Source organism: Acetobacterium paludosum (assembly GCF_008086595.1).
In the GTDB taxonomy this organism is placed as follows: domain Bacteria; phylum Bacillota; class Clostridia; order Eubacteriales; family Eubacteriaceae; genus Acetobacterium; species Acetobacterium paludosum.
Map to the genome: position 1 here is coordinate 1 of NZ_RXYA01000015.1, position 14,012 is coordinate 14,012.

Sequence of the window (14,012 nt, forward strand, 5' to 3'; positions counted from 1 at the left end):
ACCGGACACAAATCGAACGTGGTCAAGTACTGGCTAAACCAGGCTCCATTCATCCTCATACTCACTTCACATCAGAAGTATATGTGCTAACCAAAGAAGAAGGCGGACGTCATACTCCATTCTTTGATGGATACAGACCACAGTTTTACTTCAGAACAACTGATGTAACAGGTGTCATCAAATTGCCGGATGGCGTGGAAATGGTAATGCCGGGAGATAACGTTCAAATGGAGATCACCTTGATTACACCAATCGCGATTGAAGAAGGCTTACGTTTCGCTATTCGTGAAGGCGGAAGAACAGTTGGATCCGGAGTCGTTGCGAAAATTATCGTAGACTAAAGTTGCAGCTAGTTTTCGAAAAACATGTAAAAATTTAATGAATAAAAGACCGCCTCTCATTCTGAGAGACGGTCTTTTTAACGTGAAAAATTCACAAAAACAATATTTGATAGGAAAAGGGATATGATTTATGGTATCATCTATAACAAATAACAAATAACGAAGAAAGCGATAAGAGAATAAGATGTTAAAAAATGATTTCCTCATGCGAGAAATTGAAAGCTTTTCTAAATTTGTAATCGAAATATTCCGAAAAGAGAAATTTGAAATTGATAAAGAACAAGTTGCAATGATCGAAGATGATTACTTGTTTTATCATTTCCAGGAAATGATTTATAATGGAAAAATAAATGAAGCTGAGAATGCTTTGTTTGAAACAATTGAAAAAAATCCTAAACTTGAACATCTGAAATTGTCAGAAAAATTCTATTCGGAAGTTTTTAAAATGAGTGATGAATATTTACAGGAACAAAATTATTCTCGAGAAGAAGCATTTGAAAGCTTAGATCAGATAAAAGAAATTTATCAGAAAAAATACAATGATTCTAATAGACGGAATTGGAAAGAAGTAAGAAATGATTAGACTCTTGGTTGATAGTATGTGTGATTTACCTAAAGATTATGTAAACCATCCGAATTTAGATATGGTTTCATTAAATGTAATCATTGAAGGAAAAGCATATCGGGATAAAAGAGAAATTGATTTAAGAAGGATGAATGAATTTATGGAACAGGGGATCGTGCCTACCACGTCCCAAGTAAATCCAGGAGATTTTATCGAATATTTCGAAAAATGCGCAAAAAATAACGAAGAATGTCTGTATCTTACATTCTCTTCAAAGCTGTCAGGAAGTTATGAAACAGCGGGCTTTGTTTTAAAAGATGTTTTAGAAAAATATCCGGATTTTAAATGTAAAATAGTTGATAGCCTTCACAGCGGGGGAAGTATAGCCATTATAGCAGTAGAACTTTTAAAACTTATTGAACAGGGAAAAAATCTTGAGTATTTGGCTGATGCAGCAAAGAAATTCATTCCTCATGCTCATTTCTATTTTAGTATCGAAGATTTGAATTGGTTATACATGGGTGGTCGAGTATCCAAGGGGACAGCAGTTGTTGGCGGCTTTCTGAAAATTCATCCCATCGTATCGGTTGAAAATGGAGAATTAAAAGTCATTGGCAAATCTCGGGGAAGTAAAAAAGCGCAAAGAACAGTTGTCGAAATAACCGCTCAAAATATTAAGGATTATCTTGACCAGAACGTTGGCATAGCATATACTGGTTCCATGAAACCAGTTGAAGAGTATGAAAGTGCTTTGCGAGAAATGGGCGTTACAAAAATTGAACCGGTACCGATTGGCTGTGTTTTAGCAGCCCATTTAGGACTTCAAGGTACAGGAATATATTTTCTGGACATGCCTCCGGAAAAAATATTAAAATAAATAGAAAAACTTCAAAAAAACGCTTGCTAAAGGCGTTTTTTTCTTGTATAATAGGGAAGGTTGACACTCTGCGATGAAGTGAGAGGTTGCTGTCGCCTTAGACAGGTTAATTTTCACGGAGTATGTCACGATCTAAGAATCGGACGACAATCACGAATATCATACAATTCCATCAGAATGACTTTAGTCATTTTGAAAAAAATAATGATGAAACACCCGGATGGGTTGACACGTGATTGGAGTACCTAAATGACGATTAGAAATAAATAAGGAGGTAAAATTTAGGTATGGCAAAACAAAAGATTAGAATCAGGTTGAAAGCGTTTGATCATAAAATTTTAGATCAATCAGCTGAACGAATTGTTGAAACAGCAAAGAGAACAGGTGCTAGCGTATCTGGTCCGGTGCCACTGCCAACAGACAAAGAAATCATTACGATTCTTCGTGCAGTGCATAAGTACAAAGATTCTAGAGAACAATTTGAAATGCGCACACACAAACGGTTGATTGATATTTTAAATCCAACACCAAAAACTGTGGATGCATTAATGCGATTGAACTTACCAGCAGGCGTTGATATAGAAATTAAACTATAGACCCCAATGGTATTATGATTGCTCAGCAATCCAATGATATTTAGGAGGAAACAATGAAAAAAGCGATTATTGGTAGAAAAATTGGAATGACACAGATTTTCACAGAAGATGGCACTGTTATTCCTGTAACTGTAGTTGAAGCAGGACCTTGTGTTGTGCTTCAAAAGAAAACCATTGAAGTTGATGGATATGAAGCTCTTCAATTGGCTTTCGGTGAAGTGAAGGAACGTCGAATGACAAAACCTTTAAAGGGTCATTATGACAAAAACAGTGTGGAATATAAAAAAGTAATCCGTGAATTTAAGCTTGATGATTATGCAAGCTATGAAACGGGACAATTGATTCAGGCTGATATGTTTGAATCTGGAGATCATGTTGATATTTCAGGTAAATCAAAGGGTAAGGGATTCCAGGGGGTCATTAAACGACATGGCCAATCCAGAGGACCGATGGCTCATGGTTCAAAATATCACAGAAGACCAGGTTCCATGGGAGCGTGTTCTTCTCCTGCAAGAGTTTTTAAAGGAAAGAAGCTTCCTGGCCAAATGGGAAACAAAAATGTGACTGCTATTAATTTAGAAGTTGTTAAAGTTGATGTTGAAGACAATGTACTCTTAATCAGGGGTGCGGTACCAGGCATCAGAGGAGCACTTATTACAATTAAAAGCAGCGTTAAAGCATAAAAAAATCAAGCCTGAAAGGAGGAAATCAAATGCCTAAAATTGACATTTTAGATGTAAAAGGAAATGTTGTTGGTGATGTCGAGTTAAGCGAAGGAATCTTCGGAATCGAACCCAACGAGTATGTAGTACATGAAGTAGTGGTAGCACTGCTTGCAAATAGACGACAAGGAACACGCTCAGCTTTGACACGTTCGGAAGTACGTGGCGGTGGTCGAAAACCTTGGAGACAAAAAGGAACAGGTCGGGCTCGTGCCGGCACAATCCGATCTCCATTGTGGAAGGGCGGCGGTGTGGTATTTGCACCGAAATCAAGAGACTACAGCAAAAAAGTTAATAAAAAAGTTAAAGCTTTAGCCATGAAATCAGTTTTCTCGGCAAAAGCACAGGACAATGAAATTCGCGTATTAAATCAATTAGCGATGGATGTCCCAAAAACAAAAGAAATGATTGCCGTACTGAATAATATCAATGTTCAAAAAGCCTTGATTGTACTTCCAGAAAATAATGAAGCAGTTATTCGTTCAGCAAGCAATATTCCTAAAGTCGCAACCACGACGGTCAATGAATTGAATGTATATGATATGTTGAAGTATGATATATTGATTATGACTCAGGAAGCATTAGAAAAAATTGAGGAGGTATACGCATAATGAAAAATCCTCGTGATATTATCATCAAGCCAATTATTACAGAACGTAGTATGGCAGATGCAGAAGAAAAAAAGTTTACATTTAAAGTAGATAAAAGAGCGAATAAAATTGAAATAAAAAATGCAATTGAAGTAATATTCGGTGTTGAAGTTGAAAAAGTAAACACAATGAATATGAATGGAAAAATAAAAAGAACCGGACGTTTCGTTGGCCGAAGATCTAATTGGAAAAAGGCCATCGTGAAGTTAACACCTGGAAGTAAGGGCATCCAATTCTTCGAAGGCGTATAATCACATAAGCGAGACTACAACCCGAGAAGCATACAAAAAGGAGGTAGCGAATAATGGGTATTAGAAAGTATAAACCAACGTCCCCTGGGCGTAGAAATATGAGTGTCAATACATTCGAGGAAATCACTAAAACTGTGCCTGAAAAATCTTTATTGTCACCACTAAAAAAACACGCAGGCCGTAACGCATACGGTCGTATCACCGTTAGACATCATGGTGGTGGAGCAAAAAGAAAATATCGAATTATTGATTTTAAAAGAAATAAAGATAACGTTCCTGGAAAAATCGCAGGAATTGAATACGATCCAAATAGAAGCTCAAATATAGCATTAATTCACTATGCAGATGGTGAAAAACGTTATATTGTTGCACCATTAAAATTAAAAGTTGGCGATGTTATCGTTTCAGGACCTGAATCAGATATCACCATTGGTAATTGTTTGCCATTGAAAAACATCCCAGTTGGTACAACCATTCATAATGTTGAGTTAAAAGCAGGCAAAGGCGCACAATTGGTTCGCTCAGCTGGAACAAGTGCACAACTTATGGCGAAAGATGGGAATTATGCGACACTGAGATTGCCTTCTGGAGAAATGAGACTGGTTCGAATTGAATGTCGAGCTACAATTGGTCAAGTAGGAAATTTAGACCATCAAAATGTGCGAATTGGTAAAGCTGGTCGTAAAAGACATATGGGCATTCGACCAACTGTACGTGGTTCGGTAATGAATCCAAATGACCATCCACATGGTGGTGGTGAAGGAAAAGCACCAATCGGACGTTCTGGTCCAGTTACTCCTTGGGGTAAACCAGCGATGGGTTATAAAACACGTAAGAAAAATAAACCTTCCGATAAATATATTGTAAGATCAAGAAATAAAAAATAAACACTCAACCATAAGATGACGAATCGAGAGGAGGATGAACAATGGGTAGATCATTAAAAAAGGGACCTTTTTGTGACGAAAAGTTACTTAAACGCATCGAAGCAATGAACGAAAAAGATGAAAAGAATGTATTGAAGACATGGTCAAGAAGCTCCACACTTTTTCCACAAATGGTAGGCCATACCATCGCAGTTCATGATGGAAGAAAACATGTTCCAGTTTATGTTACCGAAGATATGGTAGGACACAAACTCGGTGAGTTTGCGCCAACCAGAACCTTCAGAGGTCATGCTGGAGAAAAGAAATCTAAATTAAAATAGCCAGAAGGAGGTATACGAATGGAAGCAAGAGCGACAGCTAAATATGTACGTGTTTCATCCAGAAAGGCTAAGTTAGTGGCTGATTTAATTCGAGGCAAAAGCATTGGAGAAGCATTAAGTATTTTAGCATTAACACCAAATAAAGCAGCGAAAATAATTGATAAAGTTGTAAAATCTGCTTTAGCAAATGCTGAAAACAATTTTAATATGAATCCTGAAAATTTATATATTGATCAAGTATATGCTAATCAGGGTCCTACACTAAAAAGATTCAGAGCGGGTGCACAGGGACGTGCCATGATTATTCGAAAGAGATCGTCTCATATTACAGCCGTATTAAAAGAAAAAGAGTAAGGAGGGCATAGATGGGTCAAAAAGTCAATCCTCACGGATTTAGAGTTGGCGTTATTAAGGACTGGAATGCAAAATGGTTTGCTAACGACAGAGATTTTGCAGATTGTTTAATTGAAGATCACGATATTCGAAAATATATAAAAGTAAATCAATACCAGGCGGGTATTTCTAAAATAGTTATTGAACGTTTTGGTAACAAGGTCAAGATTCATATCTTTACTGCTAAACCAGGCATGATTATAGGTCGTGGTGGTGCAGGTATCGATACTTTACGACTTGAACTTGAAAAAATGACCAAAAAAACTGTGTTCATTAATATTGTAGAGGTTAAAAATGTCGATATGGATGCGCAGCTTATTGCCGAAAATATCGCAGCGCAATTAGAAAGAAGAATTTCTTTCCGTCGTGCAATGAAACAAACAATGCAACGAACCATGCGAGCCGGAGCAAAGGGTATTAAAACTGCAGTAGCAGGACGTTTGAATGGTGCTGAAATGGCACGTAATGAGCATTATGCTCAAGGCCAAGTGCCACTTCAAACTCTAAGAGCTGATATTAGCTACGGTTTTGCTGAAGCTGACACCACCTACGGTAAAGTAGGCGTGAAGGTTTGGGTCAATAAAGGTGAAATTTTAACGGGACGTGAAGATGTTTTAGCGGTTACTGCTGAAGATGATGCAAAAGCTAAAAAAAACACTCGTCGTAAAGCTCCTACTAACAGGACAGAAAACTAAGAGAGGAGGACAACGTATATGTTAATGCCTAAACGTGTAAAACGTAGAAAAGTACATAGAGGTCGTATGAAAGGAAAAGCACTTCGTGGTAATAAAATTACCTATGGAGATTACGCTATTCAAGCACTAGAACCAGCATGGATTACTGCAAATCAGATAGAAGCTGCTCGTGTTGCTATGACCAGATATATTAAAAGAGGTGGTCAGGTCTGGATTAAAATATTTCCAGATAAACCTGTTACAAAGAAACCAGCAGAAACTCGTATGGGTTCCGGTAAAGGTTCGCCAGAGTATTGGGTTGCAGTGGTAAAACCAGGTAGAGTAATGTTTGAGATTGCCGGAATTCCTGAGGAGATTGCTCGGGAAGCGATGCGTCTTGCTCAGCATAAATTGCCAATTAAGACAAAATTTATCACTCGCAAAGATCAGGAAGCGCAAGAAGTGGGTGATGAGTCATGAAACCAAGTGAATTAAGAGAATTATCGAATTTAGAACTTACCGAAAAATTGGGTGACCTTAAAGAAGAGTTATTCAATTTGAGATTTCAACATGCTACAGGCCAGTTGGAAAATCCAATGCGCATCAAAGATGTCAAGAAGACTTATGCACGCATCAAAACAATTATGCAAGAACGTGCAATGAAGTCAGACGAAGCATAATAAACCAATAGATAAGGAGGTTTAGCTTATGGAAGAAAGAAATTACAGAAAAACTCGAGTTGGTAAAGTTGTCAGCGATAAGATGGAAAAAACAATTGTTGTTGCAGTTGAAAGCTTTGGAAAGCATCCTTTATACCAAAAACGAGTCAAAAAGACTGTAAAGTTTAAAGCCCATGACGAACAAAACGAATGTAAAATCGGTGATACCGTAAAAATAATGGAAACAAGACCATTGAGCAAAGACAAACGTTGGAGATTAGTAGAAATCGTAGAAAAAGCACTATAAGTTAATGTGCGGAAGGAGGTATTTCGGATGATTCAACAAGAATCGAGACTAAAAGTAGCAGATAATACCGGTGCAAAGGAATTATTGTGCATCCGAGTTCTTGGTGGTTCCGGTCGTCGATATGCAAATATCGGGGATGTTATCGTGTGTGCTGTTAAAAGTGCTGCACCCGGTGGCGATGTTAAAAAAGGCGACGTTGTTAAAGCCGTTGTCGTAAGAACAAAAAGTGGAATCAGAAGAGACGATGGAAGTTACATAAAGTTCGACCAAAATGCAGCGGTTCTTATAAAAGATGATAAAAACCCAAAAGGTACTCGTATTTTTGGACCTGTCGCAAGAGAGCTAAGGGACAAGAAATACATGAAAATCGTATCTTTGGCTCCTGAAGTACTTTAAGGAGGAAATGAAAGATGCATATTAAAAAAGATGATATCGTAATGGTTATTTCCGGTAAGGACAAAGGAAAAAAAGGAAAAGTGATTCAATCTTATCCTAAAGATGGAAAAGTCCTTGTGGAAAATGTAAATATGGTAACTAAGCATCAAAAACCAACACAACAAATGCAACAAGGTGGTATTGTTAAACAAGAAGGAAGCCTTCAGGCTTCTAACGTCTTGATATATTGCCCTAAATGTGATAAAGGTGTAAGAACCGGACATAAAGTGTTGAGTGATGGCAAAAAAGTTAGATACTGTAAAAAATGCAATGAAACATTTAATAATTAATTTCGGGAAGGAGGATCAATATGCCCAGATTAAAAGACAAATATCTTACTGAAGTGATTCCAGCTTTAATGGAAAAATTTCAATATAAAAATATCATGGAAGTTCCTAAACTTGAAAAAGTTATACTTAACATGGGTTTAGGAGATTGCAAAGATAACTCTAAAGCTTTAGAAGCAGCAGTGATTGACCTTGGAATAATAGCTGGTCAAAGACCAATAATTACAAAAGCGAAAAAGTCAGTTGCTAATTTTAAAGTCCGAGAAGGCATGAACATTGGAGCGAAAGTAACTCTAAGAAGTGATCGCATGTACGAATTCACGGATAAGTTATTTAATGTTGCCCTTCCTAGAGTGCGTGACTTCAGAGGTTTATCAAACAAATCCTTTGATGGACGTGGTAATTATGCTTTTGGTATTAAGGAACAACTCATTTTTCCTGAAATTGATTATGACAAGGTCGAAAAGGTCAGAGGCTTGGATATTATGTTTGTCACAACGGCAAAAACAGATGAAGAAGCTCATGAACTGTTAAGACTGCTTGGCATTCCATTCAGTAGAGCATAAGGAGGACGTTAAAGTGGCAAAAAAATCAATGAAAGTAAAGCAACAAAAAAAACAAAAGTATTCAACTCAGGAATATACTAGATGTCGAATTTGTGGACGACCACATTCTGTTTTAAAAAAATTCGGTGTTTGTCGTATATGTTTCCGAGAATTAGCATATAAAGGCGAGATTCCTGGCGTAAGAAAAGCAAGCTGGTAAAAACAAACTAGCACAGAAAAGGAGGTACCGAGTATGGTTATGACTGATCCCATTGCGGATATGTTAACACGCATTAGAAATGCAAACAATGCAGGTCATAAAATGGTTGAGATGCCTGCTTCTAAAGAAAAGAAAGCGATTGCTCAAATTCTTTTAGAAGAAGGTTATATTAATAAAGTCGATTACATCACAGATGAAAAACAAGGAATAATTAAAATTGCTCTTAAATATGGAGAAAATAAAAGTCGTGTCGTAGCAGGCATTAAAAGAATTTCTAAACCCGGTTTAAGAGTATATGCAGGAAAAGATGAAGTGCCAAAGGTTTTAAATGGTCTTGGCATTGCTATCATATCCACATCAAAAGGTGTTATGACAGATAAAAAAGCAAGAAAAGCCGGTGTTGGCGGCGAAGTGATATGTTACGTTTGGTAACAAATTAAGACAGGAGGTAAAAAGATGTCAAGAATTGGGAAAGCACCCGTTGTGATCCTCCAGGGAGTCGACATTCAAAAAGATGGTCAAACCTTGACGGTCAAAGGTCCGTTAGGACAACTGGTTAGAACATTTCATCCTGATATCATCATCGATGTTCAAGAGAGCGAAGTCGTTGTCTCACGTCCATCTGAAAGTAAGCTGCATAAATCGCTTCATGGTTTAACACGTGCTTTAATTCAAAATATGGTTACAGGCGTTACCAAGGGCTTTACAAAAACATTGGAAATCAGTGGAGTAGGATATAGAGCAGAAAAAAAAGGGAACAAGTTGGTAATGAATTTAGGGTTTTCACATCCGGTAGAGATGGAAGATCCTGAAGGAGTCGAATCTGTTCCGGAGACGAATACAAAAGTCGTCATCAAAGGCATTAGCAAAGAAGCAGTGGGGGCTTATGCCGCCAACATTCGCGCAAAACGTCCACCTGAACCATATAAGGGTCATGGCGTAAGATATGCTGATGAAGTAGTTAGACGTAAAGAAGGTAAAACAGGGAAATAGCCTGCTAACCCGTCAAAGATAATGAAGGGAGTGAAACTCGATGATCAAGAAACCCATTAAAAATAAATTACGTGTCGCACGTCATTATCGGGTCAGAAATAAGATTTCTGGAACTGAAATGAAACCACGTTTGAACGTGTTTAGAAGTAATAAAAATATTTATGCTCAAATTATTGATGATACAAAAGGTATCACATTGGTTTCCGCTTCTTCCAATGACTCTGATCTTAAAGGTCAGTTATCAAATGGAGGAAATAAATCTGCTGCGAAAGTAGTTGGACAAGCAGTCGCAAAACGTGCCCTTGAAAAAGGAATCGAAGCCGTTGTATTTGATAGAGGCGGTTATGTATATCATGGTAGAGTAAAAGAATTGGCTGATGGCGCTCGTGAAGCCGGCCTGAAATTCTAAGTAAAGGAGGTCATTTGATGCAAAACAAAAAAATCGATCCAAGTACATTGCCAGAATTGAAGGAAAAAGTAGTCGCTATCAACCGAGTTACAAAGGTTGTAAAAGGTGGTCGTAACTTCAGATTCAGCTGTCTTGTGATTGTTGGAGACGAAAACGGTCATGTTGGCGTCGGTAAAGGAAAAGCAATGGAAATTCCAGATGCTATTCGTAAAGGCATTGATGAAGCAAAGAAATCATTAATTAAAGTGCCAATGGTTGGAACAACCATTCCACATGCAATTAATGGTGAAGCTGGCGCTGGTCATGTCTTACTAAAACCTGCTGGAAAAGGTACTGGCGTTATCGCTGGAGGACCCGTTCGAGCAGTTCTAGAATTAGCTGGAGTAAGAGATATTCGTACTAAATCTTTAGGATCAAACAACGCACGTAATATGGTTAATGCTACAATGGCAGGCCTGGCTGGATTAACGACACTAGAAGAAGTCGCAGCAAAACGTGGTAAGAAACCTGAAGAAATAATAGATTAGGAGGAGTCATTATGGCTAAACAATTAGAAATTACCCTTAAGAAAAGTCTGATTGGACGCAATAAAAAACAACGTGCAACGATTGAGGCTTTAGGCTTAAAGAAAATTAGACAGACCGTAACGCATAATGATACCCCTCAAATTCGCGGCATGATTCATCATACAGATTTTATGCTCGACGTAAAAGAAGTATAGGAGGCGTCAATATGAAGTTACATACTTTAAGTCCAGCTCCAGGTTCTAAAAAGGCAAACAAGCGTAAAGGACGAGGTACCGGTTCTGGTCTTGGAAAAACAGCTGGTCGTGGATCTGATGGACAGAAATCTCGTTCTGGCGGTGGTGTTAGAGTCGGTTTTGAAGGTGGACAAATGCCGTTGGCAAGACGTTTACCTAAACGCGGATTTTCAAATGCTCGATTCAAAAAAATATTTGCTATCGTAAATGTTGGAGATCTTAATGCATTTGATGAAAACACAGTTATTACACCAGAGTTATTAATGGAATATGGCTTTGTTAGAAAATTAAGAGACGGCGTGAAAATCCTTGGAAACGGAGAAGTTGAAAAGGCATTTACAATAAAAGCGCATAAAATCAGCAAATCGGCTGAGGAGAAGATTCTCGCTGGAGGAGGAAAGGTAGAGGTGATCTAATATGGTCTCTACTTTGAAGGATGCTTGGAAAATACCAGATCTGCGACGGAAGATATTATTCACCCTAGCATTGCTGTTTGTATATCGATTGGGATCCTTCATACCGATCCCGTTTATTGACCTTACACAGTTAAGTTCACTTGTCAATGGCAATGGAATGTTTGGATTGTTTAACATTATTTCTGGAGGTAACTTTGGTAAGTTTACTATATTTGCCATGAGTATCACTCCGTATATTAATGCATCGATCATCATGAATCTACTGGCATTTGCTATTCCGGCTTTGGAAAAATTGCAAAAAGAAGGTGAAGAAGGACGTAAAAAGCTAGCACAGTACACACGTTTTTTAACAATACTTTTAGCGATAATCCAGGCTCTGGGGATAAGTTTATCCTTTGGTGATTTACTGACGGAGAAGACAACACTAACTGTCTTTACAGTTGTTTTATGTATTACTGCAGGAACAGCTTTTCTTATGTACTTAGGTGAACAGATCACCGAAAACGGCATTGGTAATGGTATTTCGCTGATTATTTTTGTCAGCATCATTTCTAGAATTCCTTCTGGAATTTCTGAGATGTATAATTATATTACAATTGGAACCATGACCGCCATTAGCTTAATATTATTCCTTGTGTTTATAGTTGTTGTTGTATTTGGAGTAGTTGCAGTTAATGAAGGTCAACGAAGAGTTCCCGTACAATATGCAAAACGTGTTGTGGGAAGAAAAATGTATGGCGGTCAAAGTACTCACATTCCATTGAGAGTAAACATGGCAGGAGTTATTCCGGTAATTTTTGCAAGTTCGTTAACATTATTTCCAGCAACAATTTCAAGCTTTTTTCCGTCATCTGCTTTTGCAAATTGGGTAACAACCTATTTTGCATGGGGATCAGTGGCATCAACAATTATCTATGTGGTATTAATTATTGCATTTACTTATTTTTATACGGCGGTAACATTTAATCCGTATGATGTAGCGGACAATATTAAAAAACAAGGTGGTTATGTTCCGGGAATTCGACCGGGAAAACCAACCGTTGATTATTTGTCAAGAATAACGAATCGATTAACATTATTTGGTGGCGCATTTTTAGCGATCATTGCGATTATTCCTATTTTTGTAGGTGATTATATGGGAGTCAATCTTCAATTTGGAGGAACAAGTCTTCTAATTGTCGTTGGTGTAGCTCTCGAAGTAGTCAAAACGCTTGAGTCAGAAATGATGATGAGACACCATCAGGGATTTTTAAAATCATAGTATAAACTGGAGATGAATGAGAAATGAGAATTGTATTATTAGGACCTCCGGGGGCTGGTAAGGGGACGCAGGCAAAACTTATTTGTGAAACCTACAATATCCCTCATATTTCAACCGGTGATCTTTTTAGAGAAAATATGAACAATGATACTCCCCTCGGAAAAAAAGCAAAAGATTTTATGGCAAAGGGTCTTTTGGTGCCGGATGATCTGGTAGTTGATATGGTAGAGGATCGTCTGACTCATGACGACGTTGTGAGTGCAGGTTATGGTTTTTTACTGGATGGATTTCCACGAACCGTTTTTCAGGCTGAAGCTTTAGATGGAATCAGCAAGAAAAGAAATTTGGAATTGGATTTCGCGATTAATTTAGAAGTGCCTTTAGATGTTTTAGTCGAGAGGATTTCTGGACGAAGAATCTGTCCGAGCTGTCAGGCAACCTATCATGTAATTTTTAATCCTCCCAAGGTTGAAGGAGTCTGTGATTTTGACAGTGCTTCTTTGTATCAAAGAGAAGATGACAAGGTTGAGACGGTGAAAAAACGAATTCAGGTATATCAGGAACAAACAGAACCACTGATAGCATTTTATAAAGAAAAACAAAAGATTGTTGATATTAATGGACTCCAAAATATGAATGATGTTTTTGAAGACATAAAGAGAGTTTTAGACGGAGTTAATATAATATGATAACCATAAAATCTCACAAGGAAATTGAACTTATGAGGCATGCAGGCAGTATTGTCGCCGGTGCCCATGCCTTGGTGGGGAAATTGATAAGACCGGGAATAACAACTCTGGAATTGGATCGCGCGGTTGAAAAATTCATTAAGGATGCAGATGCGATTCCAACTTTCAAGGGTTACGGAGGATTTCCAAAATCAATTTGTGCTTCAGTTAACGAAGAAGTCGTTCATGGTATTCCAGGCAAGCGCAAACTACTGGAAGGTGATATTATCAGTATCGATATTGGGGCAACTTACAAGGGTTACGTCGGAGATGCAGCCATGACCCATGGGGTTGGAAATATTTCTGAAGAAGCACAAAGACTAATTGATGTTACCAGAGAATCTTTTTTCAAAGGTATAGTTTATGCAAGAGAAGGATATCGGTTATCCGATATATCAAATGCAGTACAGACTTATGTTGAAGAAAATGGTTTCTCAGTCGTTCGCGATTATGTTGGACATGGCGTTGGAAAGAAAATGCACGAAGATCCCCCGATCCCCAATTATGGATTAGAAGGACACGGACCGCGTTTGCGTCAGGGAATGACATTAGCTATTGAACCAATGGTGAATGTTGGAACCTATGATGTCGTTGTGCTTGATAATGACTGGACGGTTGTCACCACAGATGGCAAGCTTTCTTCACATTTTGAGCATACGATATTGATAACTGGAACTGCCGAACCTGAGCTTTTAACAGTGATCTAGGTTGGTGAG

General features: G+C 37.9%; 27 protein-coding genes. All 27 read left to right on the plus strand.

Annotation, left to right across the window (positions count from 1 at the left end):
- The coding region (locus tag FZC41_RS14245; protein ID WP_479715003.1) for an EF-Tu C-terminal domain-related protein at positions 1 to 341 on the plus strand (341 nt) is incomplete at its 5' end.
- Positions 342 to 525: 184 nt separating this feature from the next.
- Positions 526 to 924 carry a DUF6483 family protein gene (locus tag FZC41_RS14250; RefSeq protein WP_148568114.1) on the plus strand — a complete coding sequence of 133 codons (399 nt, stop codon included), beginning with the start codon at positions 526 to 528 and terminating at the stop codon, positions 922 to 924.
- Positions 917 to 1,783: a DegV family protein gene (locus FZC41_RS14255; RefSeq protein WP_148568115.1), complete on the plus strand. Its 867-nt coding sequence runs from the start codon at positions 917 to 919 to the stop codon at positions 1,781 to 1,783. The genes FZC41_RS14250 and FZC41_RS14255 overlap by 8 nt, the downstream gene beginning before the upstream one ends.
- A 287-nt stretch (positions 1,784 to 2,070) precedes the next feature.
- Positions 2,071 to 2,379 carry a 30S ribosomal protein S10 gene (gene rpsJ / locus FZC41_RS14260; protein WP_148568116.1) on the plus strand — a complete coding sequence of 103 codons (309 nt, stop codon included), beginning with the start codon at positions 2,071 to 2,073 and terminating at the stop codon, positions 2,377 to 2,379.
- A 53-nt stretch (positions 2,380 to 2,432) separates the two neighbouring features.
- Positions 2,433 to 3,062, plus strand: a complete 630-nt coding sequence (rplC, locus tag FZC41_RS14265) for a 50S ribosomal protein L3 (protein ID WP_148568117.1) — start codon at positions 2,433 to 2,435, stop codon at positions 3,060 to 3,062.
- A gap of 29 nt (positions 3,063 to 3,091) precedes the next feature.
- A complete protein-coding gene (gene rplD / locus FZC41_RS14270) occupies positions 3,092 to 3,712 on the plus strand; it encodes a 50S ribosomal protein L4 (RefSeq protein WP_148568118.1) in 621 nt (206 codons plus the stop codon).
- Positions 3,712 to 4,002 (plus strand): 50S ribosomal protein L23, encoded by a 291-nt coding sequence (gene rplW / locus FZC41_RS14275; RefSeq protein ID WP_148568119.1) that lies wholly within the window; start codon positions 3,712 to 3,714, stop codon positions 4,000 to 4,002. Before rplD ends, rplW begins: the two co-directional genes overlap by 1 nt.
- Before the next feature lie 53 nt (positions 4,003 to 4,055).
- Positions 4,056 to 4,889: a 50S ribosomal protein L2 gene (gene rplB / locus FZC41_RS14280; protein WP_148568120.1), complete on the plus strand. Its 834-nt coding sequence runs from the start codon at positions 4,056 to 4,058 to the stop codon at positions 4,887 to 4,889.
- A gap of 41 nt (positions 4,890 to 4,930) precedes the next feature.
- Complete coding sequence (gene rpsS / locus FZC41_RS14285; protein ID WP_148568121.1) at positions 4,931 to 5,209, plus strand: 30S ribosomal protein S19; 279 nt, start codon at positions 4,931 to 4,933, stop codon at positions 5,207 to 5,209.
- Between the two features lie 18 nt (positions 5,210 to 5,227).
- The gene (rplV, locus tag FZC41_RS14290) at positions 5,228 to 5,563 is read left to right on the plus strand and encodes a 50S ribosomal protein L22 (protein ID WP_148568122.1); all 336 of its coding nucleotides are present in this window, start codon (positions 5,228 to 5,230) and stop codon (positions 5,561 to 5,563) included.
- 11 nt (positions 5,564 to 5,574) lie between these two features.
- Positions 5,575 to 6,297 carry a 30S ribosomal protein S3 gene (gene rpsC, locus FZC41_RS14295; RefSeq protein WP_148568123.1) on the plus strand — a complete coding sequence of 241 codons (723 nt, stop codon included), beginning with the start codon at positions 5,575 to 5,577 and terminating at the stop codon, positions 6,295 to 6,297.
- An 18-nt stretch (positions 6,298 to 6,315) separates the two neighbouring features.
- Complete coding sequence (rplP, locus tag FZC41_RS14300) at positions 6,316 to 6,756, plus strand: 50S ribosomal protein L16 (RefSeq protein ID WP_148568124.1); 441 nt, start codon at positions 6,316 to 6,318, stop codon at positions 6,754 to 6,756.
- Positions 6,753 to 6,956: a 50S ribosomal protein L29 gene (gene rpmC / locus FZC41_RS14305; RefSeq protein WP_148568125.1), complete on the plus strand. Its 204-nt coding sequence runs from the start codon at positions 6,753 to 6,755 to the stop codon at positions 6,954 to 6,956. Before rplP ends, rpmC begins: the two co-directional genes overlap by 4 nt.
- A 28-nt stretch (positions 6,957 to 6,984) precedes the next feature.
- Positions 6,985 to 7,242 carry a 30S ribosomal protein S17 gene (gene rpsQ / locus FZC41_RS14310; RefSeq protein WP_148568126.1) on the plus strand — a complete coding sequence of 86 codons (258 nt, stop codon included), beginning with the start codon at positions 6,985 to 6,987 and terminating at the stop codon, positions 7,240 to 7,242.
- Between the two features lie 27 nt (positions 7,243 to 7,269).
- Positions 7,270 to 7,638 carry a 50S ribosomal protein L14 gene (rplN, locus tag FZC41_RS14315; protein ID WP_148568127.1) on the plus strand — a complete coding sequence of 123 codons (369 nt, stop codon included), beginning with the start codon at positions 7,270 to 7,272 and terminating at the stop codon, positions 7,636 to 7,638.
- 14 nt (positions 7,639 to 7,652) lie between these two features.
- Positions 7,653 to 7,967, plus strand: a complete 315-nt coding sequence (gene rplX, locus FZC41_RS14320; protein ID WP_148568128.1) for a 50S ribosomal protein L24 — start codon at positions 7,653 to 7,655, stop codon at positions 7,965 to 7,967.
- A gap of 20 nt (positions 7,968 to 7,987) precedes the next feature.
- A complete protein-coding gene (gene rplE / locus FZC41_RS14325) occupies positions 7,988 to 8,530 on the plus strand; it encodes a 50S ribosomal protein L5 (RefSeq protein ID WP_148568129.1) in 543 nt (180 codons plus the stop codon).
- A gap of 13 nt (positions 8,531 to 8,543) precedes the next feature.
- Entirely contained in the window at positions 8,544 to 8,729 is a 186-nt protein-coding gene (locus tag FZC41_RS14330) for a type Z 30S ribosomal protein S14 (protein WP_148568130.1), read from the plus strand.
- A gap of 33 nt (positions 8,730 to 8,762) precedes the next feature.
- The gene (gene rpsH, locus FZC41_RS14335; RefSeq protein ID WP_148568131.1) at positions 8,763 to 9,161 is read left to right on the plus strand and encodes a 30S ribosomal protein S8; all 399 of its coding nucleotides are present in this window, start codon (positions 8,763 to 8,765) and stop codon (positions 9,159 to 9,161) included.
- Positions 9,162 to 9,185: 24 nt separating this feature from the next.
- Positions 9,186 to 9,722 (plus strand): 50S ribosomal protein L6, encoded by a 537-nt coding sequence (gene rplF, locus FZC41_RS14340; protein WP_148568132.1) that lies wholly within the window; start codon positions 9,186 to 9,188, stop codon positions 9,720 to 9,722.
- Positions 9,723 to 9,762: 40 nt separating this feature from the next.
- Positions 9,763 to 10,131 carry a 50S ribosomal protein L18 gene (gene rplR, locus FZC41_RS14345; RefSeq protein ID WP_148568133.1) on the plus strand — a complete coding sequence of 123 codons (369 nt, stop codon included), beginning with the start codon at positions 9,763 to 9,765 and terminating at the stop codon, positions 10,129 to 10,131.
- Between the two features lie 17 nt (positions 10,132 to 10,148).
- A complete protein-coding gene (gene rpsE, locus FZC41_RS14350) occupies positions 10,149 to 10,658 on the plus strand; it encodes a 30S ribosomal protein S5 (protein WP_148568134.1) in 510 nt (169 codons plus the stop codon).
- An 11-nt stretch (positions 10,659 to 10,669) separates the two neighbouring features.
- Positions 10,670 to 10,852 carry a 50S ribosomal protein L30 gene (rpmD, locus tag FZC41_RS14355; protein WP_148568135.1) on the plus strand — a complete coding sequence of 61 codons (183 nt, stop codon included), beginning with the start codon at positions 10,670 to 10,672 and terminating at the stop codon, positions 10,850 to 10,852.
- Positions 10,853 to 10,863: 11 nt separating this feature from the next.
- Positions 10,864 to 11,307, plus strand: a complete 444-nt coding sequence (rplO, locus tag FZC41_RS14360; RefSeq protein ID WP_148568136.1) for a 50S ribosomal protein L15 — start codon at positions 10,864 to 10,866, stop codon at positions 11,305 to 11,307.
- A gap of 1 nt (position 11,308) precedes the next feature.
- A complete protein-coding gene (gene secY, locus FZC41_RS14365; protein ID WP_148568137.1) occupies positions 11,309 to 12,568 on the plus strand; it encodes a preprotein translocase subunit SecY in 1,260 nt (419 codons plus the stop codon).
- 23 nt (positions 12,569 to 12,591) lie between these two features.
- The gene (locus FZC41_RS14370; RefSeq protein WP_148568138.1) at positions 12,592 to 13,257 is read left to right on the plus strand and encodes an adenylate kinase; all 666 of its coding nucleotides are present in this window, start codon (positions 12,592 to 12,594) and stop codon (positions 13,255 to 13,257) included.
- Positions 13,254 to 14,003: a type I methionyl aminopeptidase gene (gene map, locus FZC41_RS14375; protein ID WP_148568139.1), complete on the plus strand. Its 750-nt coding sequence runs from the start codon at positions 13,254 to 13,256 to the stop codon at positions 14,001 to 14,003. Before FZC41_RS14370 ends, map begins: the two co-directional genes overlap by 4 nt.
- The last annotated feature ends 9 nt before the right edge of the window (positions 14,004 to 14,012 follow it).